The organism is Bifidobacterium stellenboschense (assembly GCF_000741785.1).
Taxonomy (GTDB): domain Bacteria; phylum Actinomycetota; class Actinomycetes; order Actinomycetales; family Bifidobacteriaceae; genus Bifidobacterium; species Bifidobacterium stellenboschense.
This window is the reverse complement of the sequence record NZ_JGZP01000007.1, coordinates 23,701-45,078: the sequence shown is the minus strand read 5'-3', so window position 1 is coordinate 45,078 and position 21,378 is coordinate 23,701. Positions and strand designations below refer to the sequence as shown.

The 21,378-nt window shown below is 65.4% G+C and carries 13 protein-coding genes and 1 pseudogene; 6 read left to right on the top strand and 8 right to left on the bottom strand.

Annotation, left to right across the window (positions count from 1 at the left end):
• Positions 1–110 precede the first annotated feature (110 nt).
• Entirely contained in the window at positions 111–293 is a 183-nt protein-coding gene (locus BSTEL_RS03005) for a hypothetical protein (RefSeq protein ID WP_051922802.1), read from the top strand.
• A 92-nt stretch (positions 294–385) separates the two neighbouring features.
• Here the strand turns inward: BSTEL_RS03005 and BSTEL_RS11335 are convergent, their stop codons facing one another.
• The gene (locus BSTEL_RS11335; RefSeq protein ID WP_162178973.1) at positions 386–4,675 is read right to left on the bottom strand and encodes a fibronectin type III domain-containing protein; all 4,290 of its coding nucleotides are present in this window, start codon (positions 4,673–4,675) and stop codon (positions 386–388) included.
• A gap of 285 nt (positions 4,676–4,960) precedes the next feature.
• On the opposite strand from BSTEL_RS11335, the gene BSTEL_RS02995 reads away from it, so the two are divergent.
• Complete coding sequence (locus BSTEL_RS02995; RefSeq protein WP_420796389.1) at positions 4,961–5,524, top strand: DNA-deoxyinosine glycosylase; 564 nt, start codon at positions 4,961–4,963, stop codon at positions 5,522–5,524.
• Between the two features lie 81 nt (positions 5,525–5,605).
• On the opposite strand, the gene BSTEL_RS02990 is transcribed toward BSTEL_RS02995, so the two are convergent.
• The 4 genes and pseudogenes from BSTEL_RS02990 to BSTEL_RS02975 form a co-directional block, all read right to left on the bottom strand.
• A complete protein-coding gene (locus tag BSTEL_RS02990) occupies positions 5,606–6,229 on the bottom strand; it encodes a hypothetical protein (RefSeq protein ID WP_156963140.1) in 624 nt (207 codons plus the stop codon).
• A 61-nt stretch (positions 6,230–6,290) separates the two neighbouring features.
• A pseudogene (locus tag BSTEL_RS02985) lies at positions 6,291–7,705 on the bottom strand (Na+/H+ antiporter NhaC family protein).
• 147 nt (positions 7,706–7,852) lie between these two features.
• Positions 7,853–8,071 carry a hypothetical protein gene (locus BSTEL_RS02980; protein ID WP_034526964.1) on the bottom strand — a complete coding sequence of 73 codons (219 nt, stop codon included), beginning with the start codon at positions 8,069–8,071 and terminating at the stop codon, positions 7,853–7,855.
• A 152-nt stretch (positions 8,072–8,223) separates the two neighbouring features.
• The gene (locus tag BSTEL_RS02975) at positions 8,224–9,963 is read right to left on the bottom strand and encodes a Y-family DNA polymerase (RefSeq protein WP_034526962.1); all 1,740 of its coding nucleotides are present in this window, start codon (positions 9,961–9,963) and stop codon (positions 8,224–8,226) included.
• A 238-nt stretch (positions 9,964–10,201) separates the two neighbouring features.
• Here BSTEL_RS02975 and purF point away from each other — a divergent pair, with 238 nt between their 5' ends.
• The 3 genes from purF (at position 10,202) to purD (ending at position 14,233) form a co-directional block, all read left to right on the top strand.
• Complete coding sequence (gene purF, locus BSTEL_RS02970; RefSeq protein WP_034526959.1) at positions 10,202–11,710, top strand: amidophosphoribosyltransferase; 1,509 nt, start codon at positions 10,202–10,204, stop codon at positions 11,708–11,710.
• Positions 11,711–11,867: 157 nt separating this feature from the next.
• A complete protein-coding gene (gene purM / locus BSTEL_RS02965) occupies positions 11,868–12,905 on the top strand; it encodes a phosphoribosylformylglycinamidine cyclo-ligase (protein WP_034526957.1) in 1,038 nt (345 codons plus the stop codon).
• A gap of 59 nt (positions 12,906–12,964) precedes the next feature.
• Positions 12,965–14,233, top strand: a complete 1,269-nt coding sequence (gene purD, locus BSTEL_RS02960) for a phosphoribosylamine--glycine ligase (protein ID WP_034526955.1) — start codon at positions 12,965–12,967, stop codon at positions 14,231–14,233.
• 285 nt (positions 14,234–14,518) lie between these two features.
• On the opposite strand, the gene BSTEL_RS02955 is transcribed toward purD, so the two are convergent.
• The 3 genes from BSTEL_RS02955 to BSTEL_RS02945 form a co-directional block, all read right to left on the bottom strand.
• Positions 14,519–16,072 (bottom strand): aldehyde dehydrogenase family protein, encoded by a 1,554-nt coding sequence (locus BSTEL_RS02955; protein WP_051922808.1) that lies wholly within the window; start codon positions 16,070–16,072, stop codon positions 14,519–14,521.
• A 38-nt stretch (positions 16,073–16,110) separates the two neighbouring features.
• Positions 16,111–18,267, bottom strand: a complete 2,157-nt coding sequence (locus BSTEL_RS02950; protein ID WP_084686076.1) for a sulfatase-like hydrolase/transferase — start codon at positions 18,265–18,267, stop codon at positions 16,111–16,113.
• Between the two features lie 186 nt (positions 18,268–18,453).
• Entirely contained in the window at positions 18,454–19,368 is a 915-nt protein-coding gene (locus BSTEL_RS02945) for a metal ABC transporter solute-binding protein, Zn/Mn family (protein ID WP_034526953.1), read from the bottom strand.
• A gap of 797 nt (positions 19,369–20,165) precedes the next feature.
• Between BSTEL_RS02945 and BSTEL_RS11330 the strand changes: the two genes are divergently transcribed.
• Positions 20,166–21,377, top strand: coding sequence for an FIVAR domain-containing protein (locus tag BSTEL_RS11330; protein ID WP_051922800.1), 1,212 nt, complete (start codon positions 20,166–20,168; stop codon positions 21,375–21,377).
• The last annotated feature ends 1 nt before the right edge of the window (position 21,378 follow it).

Sequence of the window (21,378 nt, the reverse complement as noted above, 5' to 3'; positions counted from 1 at the left end):
CATGCAAATTAGTCGACCATACTTTAGTCAATCGTACTCGACTAAAGTATGGTCGACTAATTTGCGGTGCCTAGTGCAAATGGACCAACGAGCCGGTCGATGTCGGAGTCTTGGAACTGCTCGATCATCGCAGCCGGCTGTTCCGATACACCCGGACGCGTCTGTACCTGTTCTCCAAGTCGGGATTCACCGATGGGTGCGGGGAACTTGCGCGGCGCATGGGCAACGTCGAACTCGTCACCTATTCCGACATCCTTGAGTATCGGGGAATATCATCCGTCTCCGATTCGTGATTGCCGTGATGCTGGAATCGTGAATCGGAAAAGACGAAAGGGCCGGTGCGCGGAGTGCGATGGCTCCGGGCACCGGCCCTTTTCGGCTGAGGTCAGTGCTTCACGCGGCGGAACGTGAGCACGATGCCACTGGCGATCGCGCACAGCAGCACGATCACGGCCGGTACGAGGACCGACACACCGGTGTTCGCCATCTGGCCACCGGACTGCTTCTGACCGGACTGCTGGCCGGACTGGTCGTTACCCGGTTTGTTCGGCTCGGACGGCTTGTTCGGCTCGGACGGCTCGGTGGCCTTCTTCGTCAACGCGGCGGCCGCATCGGTCAAGGCCTTGGCCGCATCGTCGATGGTCTTCTGGTCGGAGTCGGCGAGGTCACGGTCGATGCCCTTTGCGGAGGCGAGCGCATTCGCGAACGGGGTCCACGTCTTCTCGGTGTACTCATCCTGCTTCTTGGACTCGGCCTCCTTGATGGCCTTGTCCAGGTTGGAGTAGTCGGCCTTCTTCGCCAACGCGGCGGCGGCATCGGTCAGGGCCTTGGTCGCAGCATCGACGGTCGCCTGGTCGGTGACCTTGAGATCGCGCTTGACGTCCTTCGCGGCCTTCAACGCCGCGGCGAACGGGGTCCACGTCTTCTCGGTGTAGTCCGACTGCTTCTTGGACTCGGCCTCCTTGATGGCCTTGTCCAGGTTGGAGTAGTCGGCGCCGTTCAGATCGAGTTTCTTGTTCAGGGCGGCGAGGCTGCTCTCAATGGCCTTGGCATCGGAGGACTTGGCGTCGTACTTGAGGTAGTCGGCATTGGTGAGGTTCTTGTAGACCGTGTTCGCGTCGGCAAGAGCCTTTTCGATTGCCTTGCGGCTGTCCGCGGTGTACTTCGTCGTGTAGTCCGATTCCTTGGTCTTCGCCTCGGCGGCGTCGATCGCCTTCTTCAGGTCGGGCAGCTTGGTCAGGTCGACCTCCTCGCCCAGCTGGCGGACGGTTTCAGACTTGTCGGTGCCGATGAACTTGTTGAACTTGGACGTGACGTCCGTGCCGTTCTCATCGGTATTCGTCAGACCCGGGTCCTTGCCGTACTCGGCGGTGCCGTATTTGGCGTCACCGGTCTTGCCGTCGACCGTCTTGCTGTCCTTGTCCTTGGTGTCGTTGCCCTGGTAGCGAAGCAGGAACTTGCGGTTCCAGCTCGTGATGTTCGGGCCGCTGCCGACTTTGCCGCCAACGCCGTTGACGATGGAGTTGAACTTGCGGACGGCCTTGTTGTTCTTCTCCTTATCCTTCAGATCGGCGAACGACTGGGTGGTGACGTTCTCGATGACGACGCCCTTGGAGTTCGGCACTTCGACGGCGTTGTCCATCTCCATGGCCGCCGTACCGTCACCGGTGTGCTGGTTGGGGTCGGTGGGGCTGCTGCCGTCATTACCGTCGTTCTTCACCTCGGGACCGGTGTAGATGAACACGTTGTAGATGCCGAGACCGACGGCGTAGTGGTTCTTCACGCCGTTGGCGACCTTGTAGGCGGCGTAGCCGTTCACGGTGCCGTTGTGGGACTTCCACGAATCCTGGGAGATCGGATCGTAGCACTTCTCGTTCTGGTAGAAGAACGTCTTGCCGTTCTCGCCGTTCCAGAGCGTGTCGTACTCCTCGTGGTGTTCGTTGAACAGGCCGTATGCGATCACATTGTCGCCGTTCACGACCATGCCGCTCTTGGAGTAGTTCCACTTGTTCTCGCCGCTGGGCCAGCCGACGCCGGCGCCGTGGTCGGCGCGCCAGATCCAGAAGTGATCGGTAATCGTGTTCTTGGTGTTGATCACGATGCCGTAATCGGCGGAGGTGGTGCTGTCGGTGGTGCCGCCGATGCGGTAGAAGATGTCCTGCAGCTCGATCGGATCGTCTGCATCGCCCGCGTTGTTCTTCGTGTCGCCGACCTTCACCAGATACTTCGAGTGCTTGCCGGCATCGAAGATCAGACCCGCGATGCGCACGCCCTTCTTCGCCTTGTCGCCGATCTTGAGGGCGGCGTCCTCGTTGTCCGGGATGATGGTCGCCATACCGGTGCCGAGCACGACCACGTCGTTGCGGTTGACGTCGATCGGGGACTTCGCGTGGTACACGCCGGGCTTCAGATAGACGTTCTTGCCGTCTTCGATGGCCTTGTTGACATGCTCGGCGAACTGGTCGTCATTGGGATCTGCGATGTAGAACTTGGAGAGCGGGATGCTTTCGCCCACGCCCATGCCGTTGTTGTCCTTGCCGTCGCCCCAGCTGACGCCCTTGGCGTTCTTGCGGTAGCCGGGCACGAACACCTGGTATTCGCCGTTGTCGTCAAGGTAGAGGAACGGCTTCTCGGCGATCTTCTCGGTGGAGTCGATGGAGGTCAGAACCTGCTGGGCACCGTCCGCACCGGCGACTCCCCAATTGCTGACGCCCACGCGCTTGCCGGCGGCATCCTTGAGGGTCATACCGTTCTGTCCGTCCAGCGCCTTGACGTTATTCGCACCGGTCACGCCTTGCAGGAAGTTGTTGAGCGTGGTGCCGTAGGCGGTGTTGTCGTTGAAATCGGAGTTGCGGGTGTAGAACTGCTGGCCGGACCAGGTGCCGGCGCCCTCCTTCTTGTCGCCCCCTTGGCCTTCGAACTGGGAGTCGGCCACATAGCCGCCTGAGGCCCAGCCGTACTGCCAATCGTAGGCGACCGGGCGGTCGGTCCACACGCGACGCATCGGTGCGGCCTGGGCCACGGCCCAGTTCAGATACTGGGGACGCCAGGAGCCGTTGCCGGCTTGACCGTTGTCGAAGCCGGTGTTTTTCACGCCGATGTTCTCGATCGCACGCCAGAAGTTGCAGGTGGCGTTGTTGCTGTCAAGATACGCCGGAATGGAGATGTTGTTCAGCATCGTATCCTTCGGCGTCTTGTCCAGACCGTTGATGTTGGTGTAGAAGCCGAGATCGATGGTGGAGATGGCCGAGTCCTTGGTCTTGACGTAATCGCCCGGCTTGAAGTAGACCTGCCAGTGCTCGCTCTTGAACTGGGCGTCGGCACCGCGGTCGTTCTGCTTGGTGAACAGGTCGGCGAGGACCTTGTCCACCTTGGCCATGTCGTCTGTCGGGGCGAACACGAGCGTGTGGTCGCCGAAGAGGGTCTGGTCGAGGGAGGCGGTCGCGTCATCGAAGACGGACAGGTCGTCGTACTGGTTCACGGTACGAATCTTGTAGTAGTTGGCGTACTCGTCGGTCTTGCCCTTGTCGTTCTTGTTCAGGTCCGCGAGCTTGTCGGTGAACGTGGTGGCGTTGACCGGCTGGTCGCCGCTGACCTTCACGAAGTCCGAGTCCTTGGCGTAACCGGACTTGGCGCGATAGACCTCATAGCCCTTGGCTCCGTCGACGTTGTCCCAGGTGAGCGTAATGCCGGTGGCGTTGCCGTCCTTGTCCTTGGCTTCCTCCGCCTTCACGTTCTTCGGGGCGGGCAGCGGGGCGCCGGCGGTCGTCTTGAACGTGGCGGCATCACCGGCTGCGGAAGCGGTATTGCCGAACAGGCTCTTGACGCTCACCGTGTATGCGGTGTGGGAGGTGAGTCCTTCAAGCTTGACGGTGGTGGTCGTCGCCTTGACGTCGATGGTCTTCGCGGATTTGTCGGTCGTCGGCGTGGCGGTGACCTCGTAGTCGGTGACGAAGGAGTCCTTCGCCTCCGCGAAGCTCACGGTCGCGACGGTGTCGGCGATGTCGGAGACCTTCACGCCGGTCGGCGCGACGGGAGTGGTCTGGCTGGTGTGCAGGAGGAAGTGGCCTGCATCGTCGATGGCGTCCGTCTTATCGGTGGTCACCAGATTGGTTCCGTCGAACTTGAAGTACAGACCGGTATCGGTGTCCCTCAAAGCGACGGTGCCGTTGCCAGCCGGTTCGACCTTGATAGATTCCCAGCCGCCATGGCCGTCGCCATCCCAGGACAGCACCTTCTTATTGTACTGGTTCAGATCCTCCTGGTACTGGCCGTTCCAAGCGACGTTGCCACCCTTGATGCGGAAACCGGTCTTCTGGTTCTTGAGGGAGACGGTGTGCGGCGCCTGAGCATATACGGCATCGTCATAGACCGTGTTATCACCCCAGCCTGCGATGTTCCACAGCGTATTATCGTCTTCCTTGTCGCTGAACACCAGCGGGGTCTTGACTGTGTCCGATGAGGCGAGATATTGCTTCGTGCCCGTGTAGTCGTTCCCGTTCTTCGTCGCCGGTTCGATTCTGACGGCGTTGCCCAGATTCGTGTCGACGGTCGATTCATCGGCTTGGGCCGTGGAGGCGACGGTCAGACCGCACAGCAGTGTGGCGCAGGAGACCAGCGCGCCGACCGCGGCACGCCATGAAACCCGGAGCCCTCCCCCATTGTTGTTCCTCATGAGGTTCCTTTCCTTCATCTTCGCCCGTCTTCCATGCCCGGGCGCGATACGGCGTACCGTCGGCGGCACGCCGCCAACACATCGACCATCGAACGGCGACCATGCCATAAAGTTCAGACAACGGCTACTTATTCAATAGTTATGTGTTATGTACATAACTACATGGTGTGTCGGACAATCCGCGCATCGCTCCGACGGCCGGCACCGTCCATATCGGTGCCACCCATACCGACACCACTCGTACCGGTGCCACCCACGCCAGTGCCACCCATACCGACACCACCCATGTCGGCACTGCCTATGATGGACGGCATGGTGCATGTGGAGCATGGCTTCGGGCCGGTGTGGGACGGATCGTCGCGGGCATTGGTGTTGGGATCGATGCCGAGTCCGAAATCGCGGGAGGCGGCGTTCTACTACATGCATCCGCGCAACCGGTTCTGGCCGGTGCTGCAGGCGGTGCTTACGGACCCCGGCGACGCGTCCGACCGCGTCGGCGACTCCCCCGAATCGCGCCGCGCGTTCGCATTGCGGCATCACGTCGCCCTATGGGATGTGATCGCGTCATGTGACATCGACGGCGCGGCGGACGCGAGCATCCGCGACGCGACGCCGAACGACATCGTTCCGATCGTACGCGCCGCACCGATCGTCCGAGTCTTCACGACGGGCGGCAAGGCGGCGCAACTGTACCGGCGACTCATCACGCCGCAACTGTCGGCCGCAGGTCTCGACGTGCCGATGACGCCGCTGCCGTCGACGAGTCCGGCGAACGCGTCGATGCGGCTGGACGACCTCGTCGCCGTCTACCGCAAGGCGTTCGCCGCGGCCGGGCTCACCGACATGTGATTCACCGACATGCGGCCCATCGACGTGCCAACCACCGACATGTGACTCACATGTGCCCCGCCGATACGGGCGGCCCCTGCCTCAGCCGACGAGCTTGGCCTTCACGTGGTTGACGCGCACATAGAATTTAAGGTCGAAGTTGATGCTCTTGGCCTTCGCGTCGTAGGTGAACTCCTTGGTGGAATCCTCGGAGCCGAACTCGGACTTGGCGACCTTCCTGCCCTGCGCGGACTTCGGATCGGCCTTGCTGGTCCACTTGCCGGTCTTCGCGATGGAGGCGGAGTCGACGGTGCCGTACCAGTACGGGTATTCGCCGAAGTCGTCGGACATGACGGCGGAGATCATGCCGTCCTTGACGGTGACGGTGATCTTGCAGTCCTTCGTGCAGTCCTTGCCGAAATCGGAGAACTCGTAGGTGCCGGTAATGTCGACCGGAGCGGCGGATGCCGAAGCGTCGCCGGAGCCGGATGCGTCCGAGGAAGTGGACGCGCTGTCCGAGCCATCCGTCGTCGTGGCCGAACCGTCGGAATCCGACTTGCCGGACTGTTCGGACTTCTTGGAGGAATCCCCGCTGGTCTGCGAACTGTTCGCGGAGCCGTTCGCCGACCCGTTCGCGTCGGAGGCGTTCGACGACCCGCATGCGCCCAGTCCGATGGCGAGCGCACCGCACAGCATCATGGCGGCCAACGCCCTTCCGATTCTCACGCCCATCCTCGGCCGTCCTTTCGTTGAAGTCCTCACCCATGTCATATGGATGCCGTCCACGTCATACGGATGCCATGATAGCGTCATCACCCCCGCGCGGCCGCGGATGTCCGAGACCGACGGTCTTTTCCCTCCGGCTGTGGCGCCGGTGGCGCGGCACTGCCGTGAGGAGCCGGGTGAGCGGCAGAAGATAGGGGAACGTCGCGGCGGCGATGCTCGCGGTGGGGGCACCTATCGTGGCCAACGGCACCGCGCCGGCGATCGACCAGGGGATCAGCGGCGCAATGACGACGGCGGAGTCCTCCAGATCGACGGCGCGGTCACCGCGCGACGCCTCGTCGTCGCCGTACAGTCCCGAACAGAGCTGGTGGGTGAGCATGATCGTCAGGGTCTGGTTGCAGGAGAGCGCCGCGGCGCACGACGCGACGACCGTGGTCGCGCCGGTCGCGCCGAAACGGGAGCCCAGCGCGTCGATGGCGTGCCGCAACCGGGCGAGCATGCGGGTTTCGGCGAAGATGCCCGCGTAGGCGGATGAGATGCACACGATCGCCGCCACGTTCAGCATGGAGATCATGCCTCCGCCGTCGAGCAGCGCGCCGACGCGCGGATTGCCGGCATGGTATCCGTCCACGAGGAGGCGCAGCAGTTCCGGCCAGGCCATGCGCTGCACGCCGACGCACACCACCGCGGATACGGCGATGCTCGTCAGCATGGTCAGCCGCACGTCCACGCGCAGCAGCGCCATGATGACCACGAGGATCGCCGGCGTCACGGTGAGCCAATGCAGGTCGAACGCCTTCGCGAACAATCCGGCGATTGGTACGCCGCCGGAACCGACGGCCGTCGTCGTTCCATCTCCGGACATGACGCCGGCCACGGCCGCCGCCACGTAGACGATGCAGCTCACGGCGAACGGTATCGCTCCGGTGCGCAGCATGCGCCCGAGATTGGAGAACAGGTTCGTGTGAGTGAGCTGCGCGACGAGCAGCGCGCTGGTGGAGACCGGGGAGAACCGGTCCCCACGTACACGCCGGCGAGCACCGCGCCGCCGAGCATCACCGGATGGGCGCCCATCGACAGCCCCAGCGACATGCAGATCGTGCCCATGGTCGCGGCGCTGGCGAACGACGAGCCGACCAGTATCGACATCGCCGAGCAGAGGAGGAACGTCAGCGGCAGTACGGTCGCGCCGTGAATCAGGGACGAGGCGTGGGCGACGATGAACGCGATGGTGCCGCTGGCCCGCCATAGGGAGGTCAGCATGCCGATCAGCGCGAACGTCACGAGAATCATGCCCGCGGCGCGGATGCTGCCGACCGCACGGCGCGTCATCGCGGACAGCTTCCGGCCGCGCACCAACCCGTATCCGGCGAACAGCACCACGCCGATCAGCAGCGCGGGGATGATCGACCAGCCTTGCGCGACGCTTGCGAACAGCGCCGCACAGAACGCGAGCATCACGACGGCCTCCACCATTCCCGCGACTCCTTCCCGTCCGATCCGATGCCGACACACCTTACACCGCGTCACCGTTCGCGGCCGCGCTACGATCGGATGCCTGACCGCGACCGGACTCCGGCCGGATGCCTGACCGCGGCCGCGCGAGCCGCACCCGTTCCATGGTCACGCGCCGAAGTCGCGGTCGTATTGCGCGTCGCGGGCGGCGACGGACTCCTCGACGCGGCGCGCGGTCTCCTCGATGACCTGCTCGTAGCCGGTAAGCGCGGCGAACGGCATGAACTGGGCCGCGCGTTTGTGCCGCGACATCGGCGGATGCCGTCGGGACACGTGGTGCGGCATGTCGATGATGTCGTCGTAGCGGTGCGTCTCATGCAATGCCATGACGGGCGCCTCCTGACGGCATCTCCACGGCCACCCTCAGTCCCGCATACGCGGGACAGCTCCCGCCAGCGGGAGCGAAGAACAGGCCCGGCAATCGCCGGATGCCCTCTGCCGCGGTCTGGTTTCTCCAGCGGGAGCGGCACAGCCGGTGATCATGCATGGTGTCCTCCTATCTGGTTGTTGCGTTCGATGCCGGTGGCGCCGGGTTCCATGTTCATGGCCTTGACGACCGCGTTCTTCCCGAACCGGCGTTTGATCGCCAGCAGCGTGCGGTCCACCGCGTCGCGGTCGGGCCCGTCGCCGCCGGCGGAGCCGCCACCCGGTTCTCCGACGGGACAACCGTCATCGCCGCCGCCCCCACCGGCATCGCCACGGGGCCGGACACCGTCGCCGCCGGAGCGCCCATCTTCCGTCGACATCACGGCATGGCCCGACATTCCCGCCATCGACCCGTCGCCACCCGGATCGTCACCCCCATCGCCATCATCCTGCGCGAACAGGTCGGGCTGCTCGTAGCGTTTGCCGGCGGCGAGCTCCTTGTCCGTGGCGAGATCGTCGGCGACGACGGTGAGCCTGCGCACCAGCAGCCGCGAATCGACGATGCGCTCGAACAGCAGCGTCATCGCCTCGCGGATGCGCGCCGACGAGGAGGTGAACTCCCCCAGTCCGATCGAGCCGACCGACGGTTTGGGAACCTTCCGCCCATAATGGTCGACCGCCACCGGACCGCGATAGGACTCGGCGGCGCGTCGCGCCAGCCGTTTCATCTCCGGCGTCTCGCAATCGTCGAGCCGGCTCGCGTCGAGACTGCCGATGTCGTACCCGACGGCGAGCGTGAGCCGGTTCGTGCGCACCCCCTTGCCGACGAGGTCCAATGCGAGCGCATCGGCCATCTCCTTGGCGATGAGCCGCGCGGTGGACCAGTCCGCGGGACCGGTGAGCACCTGGCCGATGCTGGTGCTGTGCGCGTCCGGCTCATACGATTTGATGTCGGCGATCGTGCACGGCTCCCACCCCCACGCGTGGTCGATGAGCAGTTCCGCGTTCACGCCGAACATGCGGTAGAGCAGCTCCTCGTTGTAGTAGTCGGAGGCGCGCCCCGCCGAACACCGGGCGATGTCGCCCATCGTCATCAATCCCGCCTTCTCCAGCTTGCGCGCATACCCGCGCCCGACCCGCCAGAAGTCGGTGAGCGGGCGATGGTCCCACAGCAGGCGGCGGTACGACGCCTCGTCGAGCTCGGCGACGCGCACGCCGTCCGCGTCCGCGGGCATGTGCTTGGCGACGATGTCCATCGCGACCTTCGCGAGGTACAGGTTCGTGCCGACGCCCGCGGTCGCGGTGATGCCGGTCTCGCTCAGGATGTCGCGCACGATGGTCATGGCCATCTGATGCGCGGTCATGCCGAGCGATGCGAGATACGGCGTGGCGTCGATGAACACCTCGTCGATCGAATACACGTGGATGTGCTCGGGCGCCGCGTATTTGAGATAGATGCCGTAGATCCTCCCGCTGACGTCAAGGTACGTCGCCATCCTCGGCGGGGCGATGATCATCGACGCCTTGAGCCGCGGCGAACGTTCGAGGTCGCGCGCGTCGCACGACTCCCCCATCAGCCGCATGCCGGGCGCGGCGAGCGCGCGGTCGGCGTTCACCCGCCGCAGCCGTTCCTTCGCCTCGAACAGGCGCGGACGCCCCGGCAGCCCGTACGCCTTGAGCGACGGCGACACGGCGAGGCAGATGGTCTTGTCGGTGCGCGTCTCGTCGGCCACGACGAGGTTCGTCGTCAACGGATCGAGGCCACGAGCATGACATTCGACGGACGCGTAGAAGGATTTGAGGTCGATGGCGAGATAGACGCGCCCCCGCCCGGAACCGCCCGCACCCGGCATCGCCACCACCTCCCATCATCAAACAAACGTTCGGACAATCATCACGCAACGCCATCATCATATCAAACAATCGAACGTCTGTTCTACTTTCGTGTGTCGCGCCCGCGCGCCGCCCCCGGAAACGCCCACATAGCGGGACGGACACGGCCGCGACGCGCCGCCATGATGTAGCCGGCGATTGGTAGGGTGAACAGGTAGTGAACTCCATGTCTGACCACGTTTGAAAAGGAGCTTTGGCTTGTCGGCTGAACTCGAAGACATTCATGAGGAATGTGGCATCTTCGGCGTATGGGGACACCCCGACGCCGCACGACTCACCTATTTCGGATTGCACGCGCTGCAGCATCGCGGCCAGGAGGGCGCCGGCATCGTCGCGAACGACAACGGCCACCTCACCGGACACCGCGGCCTGGGCCTGCTGACCCAGGTCTTCGGCGACGAACGCGAGATCGAACGCCTCAAGGGCGACCGCGCGATCGGCCACGTGCGCTACGCGACCGCCGGCTCCGGCACGACGGACAACATCCAGCCGTTCATCTTCCGCTTCCACGACGGCGACGTGGCCCTGTGCCACAACGGCAACCTCACCAACTGCCCGTCCCTGCGCCGCAAGCTGGAGGACGAGGGCGCGATCTTCCACTCCAACTCGGACACCGAAGTGCTCATGCACCTCATCCGCCGCTCCATGCAGCGCACCTTCATGGACAAGCTCAAGGAGGCGCTCAACACCGTCCACGGCGGCTTCGCCTACCTGCTCATGACCGAGGACGCGATGATCGGCGCGCTCGATCCGAACGGCTTCCGCCCGCTCTCCCTCGGCAAGATGAAGAACGGCGCCTACGTGCTCGCCTCCGAGACCTGCGCGCTCGACGTGGTCGGCGCCGAACTCGTGCGCAACATCCGCCCGGGCGAGATCGTCGTCGTCAACGAGCACGGCTACCGCATCGTCCAGTACACGAACAACACGCAGCTCGCGATCTGCTCGATGGAGTTCATCTACTTCGCCCGCCCCGACTCCGACATCTACGGAGTGAACGTCCACTCCGCCCGCAAGCGCATGGGCGCGCGCCTCGCCGCCGAATCCGGCGTGGACGCCGACATGGTCATCGGCGTGCCGAACTCCTCGCTGTCCGCCGCGTCCGGCTACGCGGAGGCCGCGGGACTGCCCAACGAGATGGGCCTCATCAAGAACCAGTACGTGGCCCGCACGTTCATCCAGCCGACGCAGGAGCTGCGCGAGCAGGGCGTGCGCATGAAGCTCTCCGCCGTGCGCAGCGTCGTCAAGGGCAAGCGCGTCGTCGTCATCGACGATTCGATCGTGCGCGGCACCACGTCGAAGCGCATCGTGCAGCTGCTCAAGGAGGCCGGCGCGGCCGAGGTGCACATGCGCATCAGCTCGCCGCCGCTCAAGTACCCGTGCTTCTACGGCATCGACATCTCCACCACGCGCGAGCTCATCGCCGGCCACAAGTCGGTCGAGGAGATTCGCGAGTACATCGGCGCCGACTCGCTCGCGTTCCTGTCGCTCGACGGTCTGGTCGAATCGATCGGCCTCGGCGCGGACGCCCCGTACGGCGGCCTGTGCGTCGCCTACTTCAACGGCGACTACCCGACCGCGCTCGACGACTACGAGGAGGACTTCCTCAAGTCCCTCACCCCCGAGGACCGCGTGCGCCTGCCCGAGTTCGCGCTGTACAAGAGCAAGTACATCGGCAACGAGTACACCGTGCAGCCCGACGCGGAATGACGGCTGAAGGAGCCTCCTCGGCAAGACCACCCTCAGTCGGCTCCCGCCGACAGCTCCCGCCAGCGGGAGCGGCACCACCAACGACCAACCCCCAGTCGGCTATGCCGACAGCTCCCGCCAGCGGGAGCGGCACACCACATCAGAAAGGCCCAACCCAATGCCCAAAGCATATGAGAACGCCGGCGTGAGCGTCGAAGCCGGCTACGAAGTCGTCAAGCGCATCAAGTCGCACGTCGCCCGCACGAACCGCCCCGGCGTGGTCGGCGGCATCGGCGGCTTCGGCGGCCTGTTCGACCTCGCCTCCCTCGGCTACAAGGAGCCGGTGCTCATCTCCGGCACCGACGGCGTGGGCACCAAGCTCGTCGTCGCCAAGATGGTCGGCAAGCACGACACCATCGGCGTCGACTGCGTCGCCATGTGCGTCAACGACATCGCCGCCCAGGGCGCCGAACCGCTGTTCTTCCTCGACTACATCGCCTGCGGCAAGAACGATCCGGCCCTGCTCGAGCAGGTCGTCGCCGGCGTGGCCGACGGCTGCGTGCAGGCCGGAAGCGGCCTGATCGGCGGCGAGACCGCCGAAATGCCCGGCATGTACGACGAGGACGAGTACGATCTCGCCGGCTTCGCGGTCGGCGTGGCCGAGAAGTCGAAGATCGTCGACGGCTCCGGCATCACCAAGGGCGACGTGCTCATCGGCCTGCCGTCCACCGGCATCCACTCCAACGGCTTCTCCCTCGTGCGCAAGGCCCTGTTCGAGCAGGCCGGCTACACCGTCGACACCGAACTGGACGAGCTCGGCGGCGCGAAGCTCGGCGACGTGCTCCTCACCCCCACCAAGATCTACGTGAAGGCCCTCAAGCCCCTGTTCGAGGCGGGCGTCGTCAAGGGCGTCGCGCACATCACCGGCGGCGGCTTCATCGAGAACGTGCCGCGCATGATCCCCGACGGCCTCGCCGCTGAGATCAAGCTCGGCTCCTGGCCCGTGCTGCCGATCTTCGACGTGCTGGAGAAGGCCGGCGAGATCGACCACATGGAGATGTACAACATCTTCAACATGGGTATCGGCATGGTGCTCGCCGTCCCCGCCGAGCGCGCCGACGAGACCATCAAGCTGCTCGAGGCCAACGGCGAGGCCGGCTACCGCATCGGCGAGATCGTCGAGGACGCCGACGGCACGCAGATCGCGCTCAAGTAACATTCACGCTTCATGAAGCCCCCGCCAGCGGGGGCTTTGGATTGAAAGGACAACACGCAATGGGTCAGAAGGTTCTGGTCATCGGTTCCGGCGCGCGCGAGCACGCCATCGCCCACGCGCTCCAGCGCGGCGGCAGCGTCGAGGAGGTGACCGTCGCCCCCGGCAACCCGGGCATGGAGCTCGACGGCATCCGCACCTCGCACATCGACGAGTCGAACCACGCGGCGCTCATCGACTTCATGAAGGACAACGGCTACGACTGGGCGTTCGTCGGCCCCGAAGTGCCGCTCATCGACGGCCTCGTCGACGACTTCGCCGCCGCCGGCCTCAAGGCGTTCGGCCCGAACAAGGCCGCCGCCCAGATCGAAGGCTCCAAGGACTTCGCCAAGCAGCTCATGGAACGCCACGGCATCCCCACCGCCAAGTACGCGACCTTCGACACGCTCGAACCGGCCGTCGCCTACGTGCGCGAACACGGCGCGCCGATCGTCGTCAAGGCCGACGGTCTGGCCGCCGGCAAGGGCGTCACCGTCGCCATGGACGTCGAAACCGCCGTCGCCGCGCTCGACGACATCTTCATCGACCACCGTTTCGGCAACGCCGGCGCCAAGGTCGTCATCGAGGACTTCCTCGAAGGCCAGGAATTCTCCCTGATGAGCTTCGTCAACGGCACCGAGTTCTGGCCGATGCCGATCTCCCAGGACCACAAGCGCGCCTACGACGACGACAAGGGCCCGAACACGGGCGGCATGGGCGCCTACAGCCCCGTGCCGCAGATCCCGCAGACCGTCGTCGACGAGGCCATCGAGACCATCGTGCGCCCCACCGTGCAGGCCATGGCCGACGAGGGCACGCCGTTCACCGGCATCCTCTACGCGGGCCTCATCGCCACCGCCGAGGGACCGAAGGTCATCGAATTCAACGCCCGCTTCGGCGACCCCGAGACCGAAGTCGTCCTCCCGAAGCTCACCTCCGACCTGGCCGCCGGCATCAGCGCGATCCTCGACGGCGAAACCCCCGAGTTCACGTGGGACGACGACCGCGTCACCCTCGGCGTCGTCCTCGCCTCCGACGGCTACCCGACCAACGTCGTCAAGGGCGCGAAGATCCCCACCATCCCCGTCGACGAGGACTCCCACGTCTACTACGCCGGCGTCGCCAAGGACGAGAACGGCGAGCTCGTCGCCTCCTCCGGCCGCGTCCTCTTCGTCGAAACCTCCGCGCCCACCATCAAGGACGCGCAGGACAAGGTGTACGCGGTCATCGACGCGCTGCCCACCGAAGGCATGTTCTATCGCCACGACATCGGTTTCAAAGCCCTGAAGTGAGGAATGCGCCGCATCTGCGGCGTTGCTCCTCGGTCGACGTACCTTCGTACGCCTTCCCTCGGTGCGCCTTGCAGCTGCACCACCTTCCTCACTTCAGGAACCTGAACGCGTGACGATGGTGTGTTAGCAGCGTTGCGGGAGACTCGACGTACCTTCGTACGCCTTCATGTTCCGCGCCTTGCTACCACACGCATCGTCCCACGTTCAGCCCGGATAGACGTATCTCCGTAAAAAACGCCGCTGAGTAGCGCTCAGCGGCGTTTTTTACGGAAAACAGCCAATCAATCAACTCAATCGTCGCAGCACGTCGACGACGCCTCGCGTCATCGCGTCGAACGGCGGATAGACCAGCCGCAGCGTGTCCGGACGCTCCGGCTTCACCGTCACCGTCTTGACGTGGCTGAACGTGTCGAACCCGGCCTTGCCATGGTAGGCACCCATGCCGGACGCGCCCACGCCGCCGAACGGCAGGCGCGCGGACAGAAGATGCCCCAACGGCAGGCCGAACCCCAACGCGCCGGACGAAGTACGCCGCTCGAAGGCGAGCCGCGTCGCACGATCCCGTGAGAACACGTACGCGGCGAGCGGACGCGGACGGGCGTTCACGAACCGAATCGCCGCATCCGCGTCACGCACGACCAGGACCGGCAGAATCGGACCGAAAATCTCCTCGCGCATCACCGGCGCGTCCGGCGACGTGCCGAACAGCACGGTGGGCGCGACGTACCGCGCCGCACGGTCGACCACGCCGCCGCACACCACGCGTCCGGCCGCGTCCGGCGCGGGTCCGCCGCCGGACGAGCCGAGACGGCGGCGCACCATATCCGAAACGGCGCCGAACACGGACGCCACCCTGATCAACGACGACGTCGGACGCGCCGGACCTGCCGGAGCGGCGGTCGACGCGGCGGCCGCGGGCAACAGCCCGCGCAGCCGCTCGACGTGACGCACGTTGACGATGCGCCCATAGTCGGGCGAACAGCGCGGATCGTCCCCGTAGAACTCGCGGATGGCGACGGCGATGCGCTCCGCCAGCGCCTCCGCCACGTCCGGCGTGGCGAGCACATAGTCGGGGGCCACACACGTCTGACCGGCGTTCGTGAACCGTCCCCATGCGATGCGCCGCGCCGCCACGGCGAGATCGGCCGTGCCATCGACGAAGACCGGCGATTTGCCGCCGAGTTCCAATGTGACCGGCGTCAGGTGCTCGGCTGCCGCCTTCATGACGATACGGCCCACACGCTCGCCGCCCGTGTAGAACACGTGGTCGAACGGATGCGCGAGCAATGCGCCGGTCTCCCCCGCCCCGCCTTCGACCACGGCGACCGCGTCCGGATCGAGATAGCGTGGGATCAGCCGCGCGAGCAACGCCGACGTGCGCGGCGCGAGTTCGGACGGTTTGACGCAGACCGCGTTGCCGGCGGCGAGCGCGTCGGCCAACGGTTCGAGCGTGAGCAGCACCGGATAGTTCCATGGCGCGATGACGAGCACGACGCCCTTCGGTTCGGCGACGGTCCAGCCGGCCGCGGGCTGCAGCGCCAACGGCATCACGACCGGCTTGCGACGCGTCCACAGGCCGATCCGGTCGCGTGCGAACCGGGCTTCGGCGGCGACGAGATCGAGCTCGGTGAGCATCGTCTCGGCCACCGGTTTGCCGAGATCGGCGTGGACCGCTTCGGCGAAATCGTCGCGATGCTCGCGCAGCATGCGGCGCAGCGCGTCGAGCTGCGCGCGCCGCCATGCGTGCGGGCGTGTGCGGCCGGAATCATAGGTGGTCCTGAGCCGCGTGAACGTCGCGGCGATGGCGTCGCCGATGCCGTCGTCGATGCCGCCGGTCATGGCGCCGTCGGTCATGAAAGCCCCCTTACGTGTCCGCTTTACGGCAGTGTGAGGAAATCCGTGTCCTTGAGATAGTTGTGGCCGTCGGTGATGTCGTACTGGATGAGCTTGTAGTCCTCCAGCAGCTGTTTCGTCTCCTCGTCGAAGTCGCTTGCGGCCATCGGCTTGCCCGCGTTGTCGAGGTAGATCGCCTGGCCTTCGGGGATGCGGTCCCAGCCTTGGATCTTGTTGACGACCGGCGGCTCCATGGCGGAGACGTGCTGGTGCATGAGCGTGAGGAACGCGAGGTACGGCGACACCTTGGCGTCCATGTGTTCGGCGGCCTGCGCGACGAAGAAGTTCGGCGACGAGTAGTCGGCGTTGTCGATCTTCACGCCCTGCGTGCTGGAGGCCTTGTTCGACCAGATGAAGTAGTCGGTCAGGTGGAGGGCGAGCGAGTTGTCGTCGTCCTCGCTGGCGGACGAGTAGATGCCGGGCAGATGGTCGCCGTAGAAGACCACGGTGACCGGCTTGTCGATCGCGTCGAGCTGGTCGAGGAAGTCGGCGGTCGCCTCGTCGGTGATCGCCTGGCCCTTCTGGTAGGTCTCGATGGATTCCTGCTCGTCCTTGCCGAGCGGCGTGCCGGTGGTGGATTCGGCGGTGAAGTCGTTGTCCTTGTACCACTCGTGGTAGGGCATGTGGTTCTGCATGGTGATGACCTGCAGGAACTGGTTGGTCTTGGTCTTCCTCACCTCCTCCAGCGTGCTCTGGTAGGTGGCGGCGTCGGAGACGTAGGGGCTCTCGTCGATCTTGTCCTGATGGGAGATGACGTCCGGACCGGTGAGCGTGTAGAAGTGGGAGAAGCCGAACTTCTTGTAGTTGGTGGCGCGCGAGTACATGGAGGATTCGTACGGGTGCAGGCCGATCGAGTTCTTCGGAGCGCCCCACATCTGGTTGATCGTGGGCGTCCAGTGCTCGCCGGGGACGAGCTGCTGGTAGGGGCTCGTCAGCGACGAGTCGAAGTTCGCCATCGACAGGCCGGTGAGCCCCATGTATTCGAGGTTCGCGGTGCCGCCGCCGTAGCCGGAGGAGAGCATGAGGCCGGAGGTGGTGTTCTCTTTGATCGAGCGGATGTTCGGCATCGAATCCTTGTTGACTTTGAGTCCGGGCACGCGCGACGTGTCGGAGAAGGATTCGGACAGCACGTAGATGACGGTCGAGTCGGTGAGGTTGTTGCTACGCGTGGCGTTGATCTTCGCGGCGGCCTTCCGGTAGCGTTGGGCGACCTGCTGCATCGTCTCCTCGGAGTATTCGGACGGCTTGTCCATCACCTTGGGGTTGACCTGGCGCATGAACGCGACGAGCGGGCCGTTGCGCTGCGCGTCGTACACGGAATCCCACATGGACGGCTTGTCGCCCATCACGGTGGCGAGGTTCTTCGCCCAGCTGCCGACGGTGCTCACCTGCATCGCGTACAGGCCGAAGAACAGGCCGGGCACGAGCACGAGCAGCAGACGCGCGACCGCGTCCACGGATCGGGCCTGGCGGTCGGAGCCGCGGAACAGCCTGCCGTGGCGCGCGTCGATGTGGTTGAGCGCGACGAACACGGCGACGAACACGGCGAACACGGCGACGGCGGCGAGGATCACCCAATGCGCGCCGGCCGGCATGAAGCCCATGAGGTTGCCGGCGTCCGCCTTGAGGAAGTTCAGGTCGGAAGGCAGCACGGCCTCGTAACGGATCGAAATCTTGAAATGCTCGATGACGGCGACGACGATCGCCGCGGCCACCAGCACCGGCGTGGCGATCCAGAACCGGTTGAAGATCATGAGCAGCGCGAGGTAGAGCACGCCGACGAGCAGGATGTTGAGCAGGAACACGAAGTTGGGCTCCCGGGCGTTGAACATCTTGCCGACGAAATCCCAGCCGACCTCCGGGCTGGACAGGGTCACGCGCGAGGAGGCGCCGAGGCTGACGCCGACCTCGAGAATCGCGACCGCGGCGACGTCGAAGACGAGGAACAGCACAGCGTACAGCCAGCCGGGGAACGGCCGCGGCTCGGGCAGTCCGGGATGCGGGCGCCGTCCCGGGCGGTCGGGCGCCGCGGACGCGGACGCCGTGGATGCGCCAGATGCGCCAGATGCGTTCGAGGCCGTCCCGTCAGATGCGGTCTGCGCGGCATCATGCCCGATCTTGGCGTGTGATTCCTGATTCATACTGCTTGACTCACCCATACGCTCGGTTCCGTGTGACATACAACCGTTCATTGTCGCCGTCGAACCTTGGAAAGACCAGAGCCGCGACGGTTTCCTCACGTTTTCCAACCATTCACCTTATCGCAAAGGGTGCCTCGGTCCGTTCCGTTCCGAGACACCCCTCACGCCCGGCCGCGGATCACGCCCCTACTTCGCGGCGGAAGCGAAATCGGCGACAAGCGCGTCCATCCAGTCGAGCAGGTCGTCGTACTGCGACGGCATCTGTTCGGTGAGCTCGACGGTCGGCACGTTCCCTTCCTTGGCGGCGGAGACGATCTGCGTGGTGGTGGAGTTCTCCTCCTGCGTGTTGAGGACGAGCAGGTCGATGCCGCCGCCTGTCAGGGCCTTGCGGAACTCGGTGATGTCGCCGGGGGTCGGCTCGCTTTCGTTGGCGGAGGCCTGCTTGTAGCCCTTCGGCGTGGCGTCGGTCATGCCGAGGTCGTCGGCGAGGTACCAGGCGACGGACTCGGTGGCGGCGTACGGCAGTCCCTTGGTCTTGGCTGAGGCGTCCTCGATCTTCGATTCGAGCTTGTCCTCCTTGGCGTGCCAGTCCTTGTTGAGCTCGGCGTAGTCGTCCTTATGGGCCGGATCGGCCTGCTGGTAGGCCTTGGTGATCGCGTCGGCGGCGGCGGAACGCACCTTGGCGGAGAACCACACGTGCGGGTTGCCGCCCTGCTTGACGCCGCCCGCCTCGGCCGCGTCGACGAGCGTGGCCTTGGTGGATGCGACGGCCTTGGTCGCCCACGCGTCGTAGTCGGCGCCGTTGACGACGGCGACCTTCGCCGAACCGATCTTCGCGACGTCCTGCGCGGTGGGCTCATAATCGTGCGCCTCCACGTTGGTCTTGGTCATAATCGCGGTGACGTCGACGTGGTCGCCGCCGAGGTCGCGGGCGACGGAACCCCACTGGTTAATCGACGCGACGACCTCGATCTTCCCCGAGGACGAGCCGTCGGCACCGGAACCGGAACCGCAGGCGGCGAGGGAGCCGAGCGCCGCGATCGCCGCGACGGCGGCCAGCGTACGTGTGGCGGCGGTCCTGATGGTGGTCGGAATGGACATGATGATGATTCCTCTCTACGCGGCCGATGTCCGGCCGCTTCATGTGACGCGTCACACCATAACACATATTGAGAACTATTATCATTAGCAATGAAACGGCGTGTCGCGCTACAAGGAACAGGAACGGCGGCCGGCGCGCGCATGCCACACACATATCACGCGCACGCTTTCACTTCTTAGGTAGGTTGCACGTTTCTTAGGTACATCTCCCCGGCGAAACCACGCCCATGAACCGCAGACTCGCGGTCCCCGGACCTCCCGCCTCCGCCGCAACGTACCTAAGAAACGCAAAACCTACCTAAGAAACACAAAGAAACGAAAAACGCACGTCGCGGAGGGCGATTCCTGTCGATGGCATGCAGCCGCCGCACGGTCTGTGAACCGCCGGAAAGACCTGGGATGCCGTGACGATGCGGCGCAATAGAATCGATGGGGAGAGACCCAGGAGACCTGCACGCGCAGAGGAAGAAGGATCCACGACCATGCGACGCCTGCCACCGGTTCCCCAGCCGGCATCCTCGGCACCATCCGTGCCATCACCCACACCCCCATCACCGACGCCATCGTCGCAACGGAACACGGGCGCGCCTCCCCTGCCGGCCGACGCCGCGCCCCTCGGCGCAGCACCAACCGCCACCTCACCCATCAGCGACGCGACCATTGTCGACGCGCCGGCACCGCCGTCTCCCACGGCACCACCGGCCCCCGCGCCATCCCCAGTGCCGCAACCGTCCGCATCACCCGTACCGCGGCCGTCGGCATCGACCCCCGCTCCGACCGCCGTTCCCCAGCCGCCGGTGACGCCCGTACCGGCCCCCGAATCCGCATCCGCCGCATCGTCCCCCGTGTCGGCGCTGCCGCCGGCGATTGAACCGTCGCCGCTCGCCCCGCTCGCCGCCGTGGCGAGCGAGTCGACGTTCATCGACGACGAACCGGACGCGCCGGCGGCTCCGTCACCGATGCCGGTCGCGCCGTCGGCATCCGCGGCGTCCGGCGCGACACCGTCGCCGACCGCATCGCGGGCATCGGACGGCAAACGCCGTCGCGTCATCGTCATCGCCGCGATCGTCGCCGCGGTCGTTGCGGTCGCGGGCGGCTTCGGCGGGTATATGCTGTGGTCGAACCATCGCAGGGACGCGGCGATGGCCGCCTGCCAGTCATCCGCCAAGGAGTACGACAAGGCGCACACGGCGATGACGAAGGCCCTCAAGGAGGCGAAGACGCTCGCCTCCACGGACCCCGGCACCATGGATTCGAAGGATTCCCTCGACAAGCTCAGGAAGCTCGTCGACAGCAAGACCGCGACCGCGACGAATCCGCCGGCCTGCGATCCGGCGCTCGTCACCGACGATCTGGAGTCCGTGCGGGGCAAGCTCGACGACCTCGCCGGCGACAACCGCGATCTGCGCGGAAAACTCGAATCATCCGTCAAGGCCGTGAACGCGAGCGTCGATGCCAAGACGTTGAAGGATTCCAAGACCGATCTCGACGATGCGATCACGCAGGCGCAGAACGTGCTCGACAGTTCGGCCGGGCAGGTGGCCGATGACTCCACGCGCTCCGATCTGCAGTCCGCGATCGACGACGCGCGCAAGGTGGCGGGCAAGAGCAAGCCGAGCGCGAAGGAGATGGCCAAGGCCACGCAGTCGCTGACCGACGCGATCGGCAAGGTGAACTCGTCGATCGCCGCGAAGCAGCAGGCGGACGCCGCGGAGGCGGCGCGCAAGGCGGCGGAAGGCCCGCACGGGTCGTTCTTCTTCGCCGCGGGCGTCGGCGGGTACCGCGAGAGTATCGAATTCGGAAACGGCCAGGCGACCAGCACCCAATGGCAGTCGATGCGTCCCGACGACACGCAGACGGTCGTCTATCAGGTGAGTTCCGACGACGGCGTCACGTACACGCTGACCGACGACGAGGGCGGCACCCGCACGTTCGTCTACGACAAGGGCAGCGATACGCTCACCGATGTGACCGCGGGCCTGTCCAACGAATACGGTCGCGACGACTGAA

What these genes read in the sequence shown, in the direction of transcription:
- BSTEL_RS02975 (WP_034526962.1), bottom strand. Translation starts at nt 9,963, where the DNA reads ATGCCGGGTGCGGGCGGTTCCGGGCGGGGGCGCGTCTATCTCGCCATC.
- BSTEL_RS02945 (WP_034526953.1), bottom strand. Translation starts at nt 19,368, where the DNA reads ATGTCCATTCCGACCACCATCAGGACCGCCGCCACACGTACGCTGGCC.
- purD (WP_034526955.1), top strand. Translation starts at nt 12,965, where the DNA reads ATGGGTCAGAAGGTTCTGGTCATCGGTTCCGGCGCGCGCGAGCACGCC.
- BSTEL_RS02955 (WP_051922808.1), bottom strand. Translation starts at nt 16,072, where the DNA reads ATGACCGGCGGCATCGACGACGGCATCGGCGACGCCATCGCCGCGACG.
- BSTEL_RS02995 (WP_420796389.1), top strand. Translation starts at nt 4,961, where the DNA reads ATGTCGGCACTGCCTATGATGGACGGCATGGTGCATGTGGAGCATGGC.
- purM (WP_034526957.1), top strand. Translation starts at nt 11,868, where the DNA reads ATGCCCAAAGCATATGAGAACGCCGGCGTGAGCGTCGAAGCCGGCTAC.
- BSTEL_RS02950 (WP_084686076.1), bottom strand. Translation starts at nt 18,267, where the DNA reads ATGAATCAGGAATCACACGCCAAGATCGGGCATGATGCCGCGCAGACC.
- BSTEL_RS02980 (WP_034526964.1), bottom strand. Translation starts at nt 8,071, where the DNA reads ATGGCATTGCATGAGACGCACCGCTACGACGACATCATCGACATGCCG.
- BSTEL_RS11335 (WP_162178973.1), bottom strand. Translation starts at nt 4,675, where the DNA reads ATGAGGAACAACAATGGGGGAGGGCTCCGGGTTTCATGGCGTGCCGCG.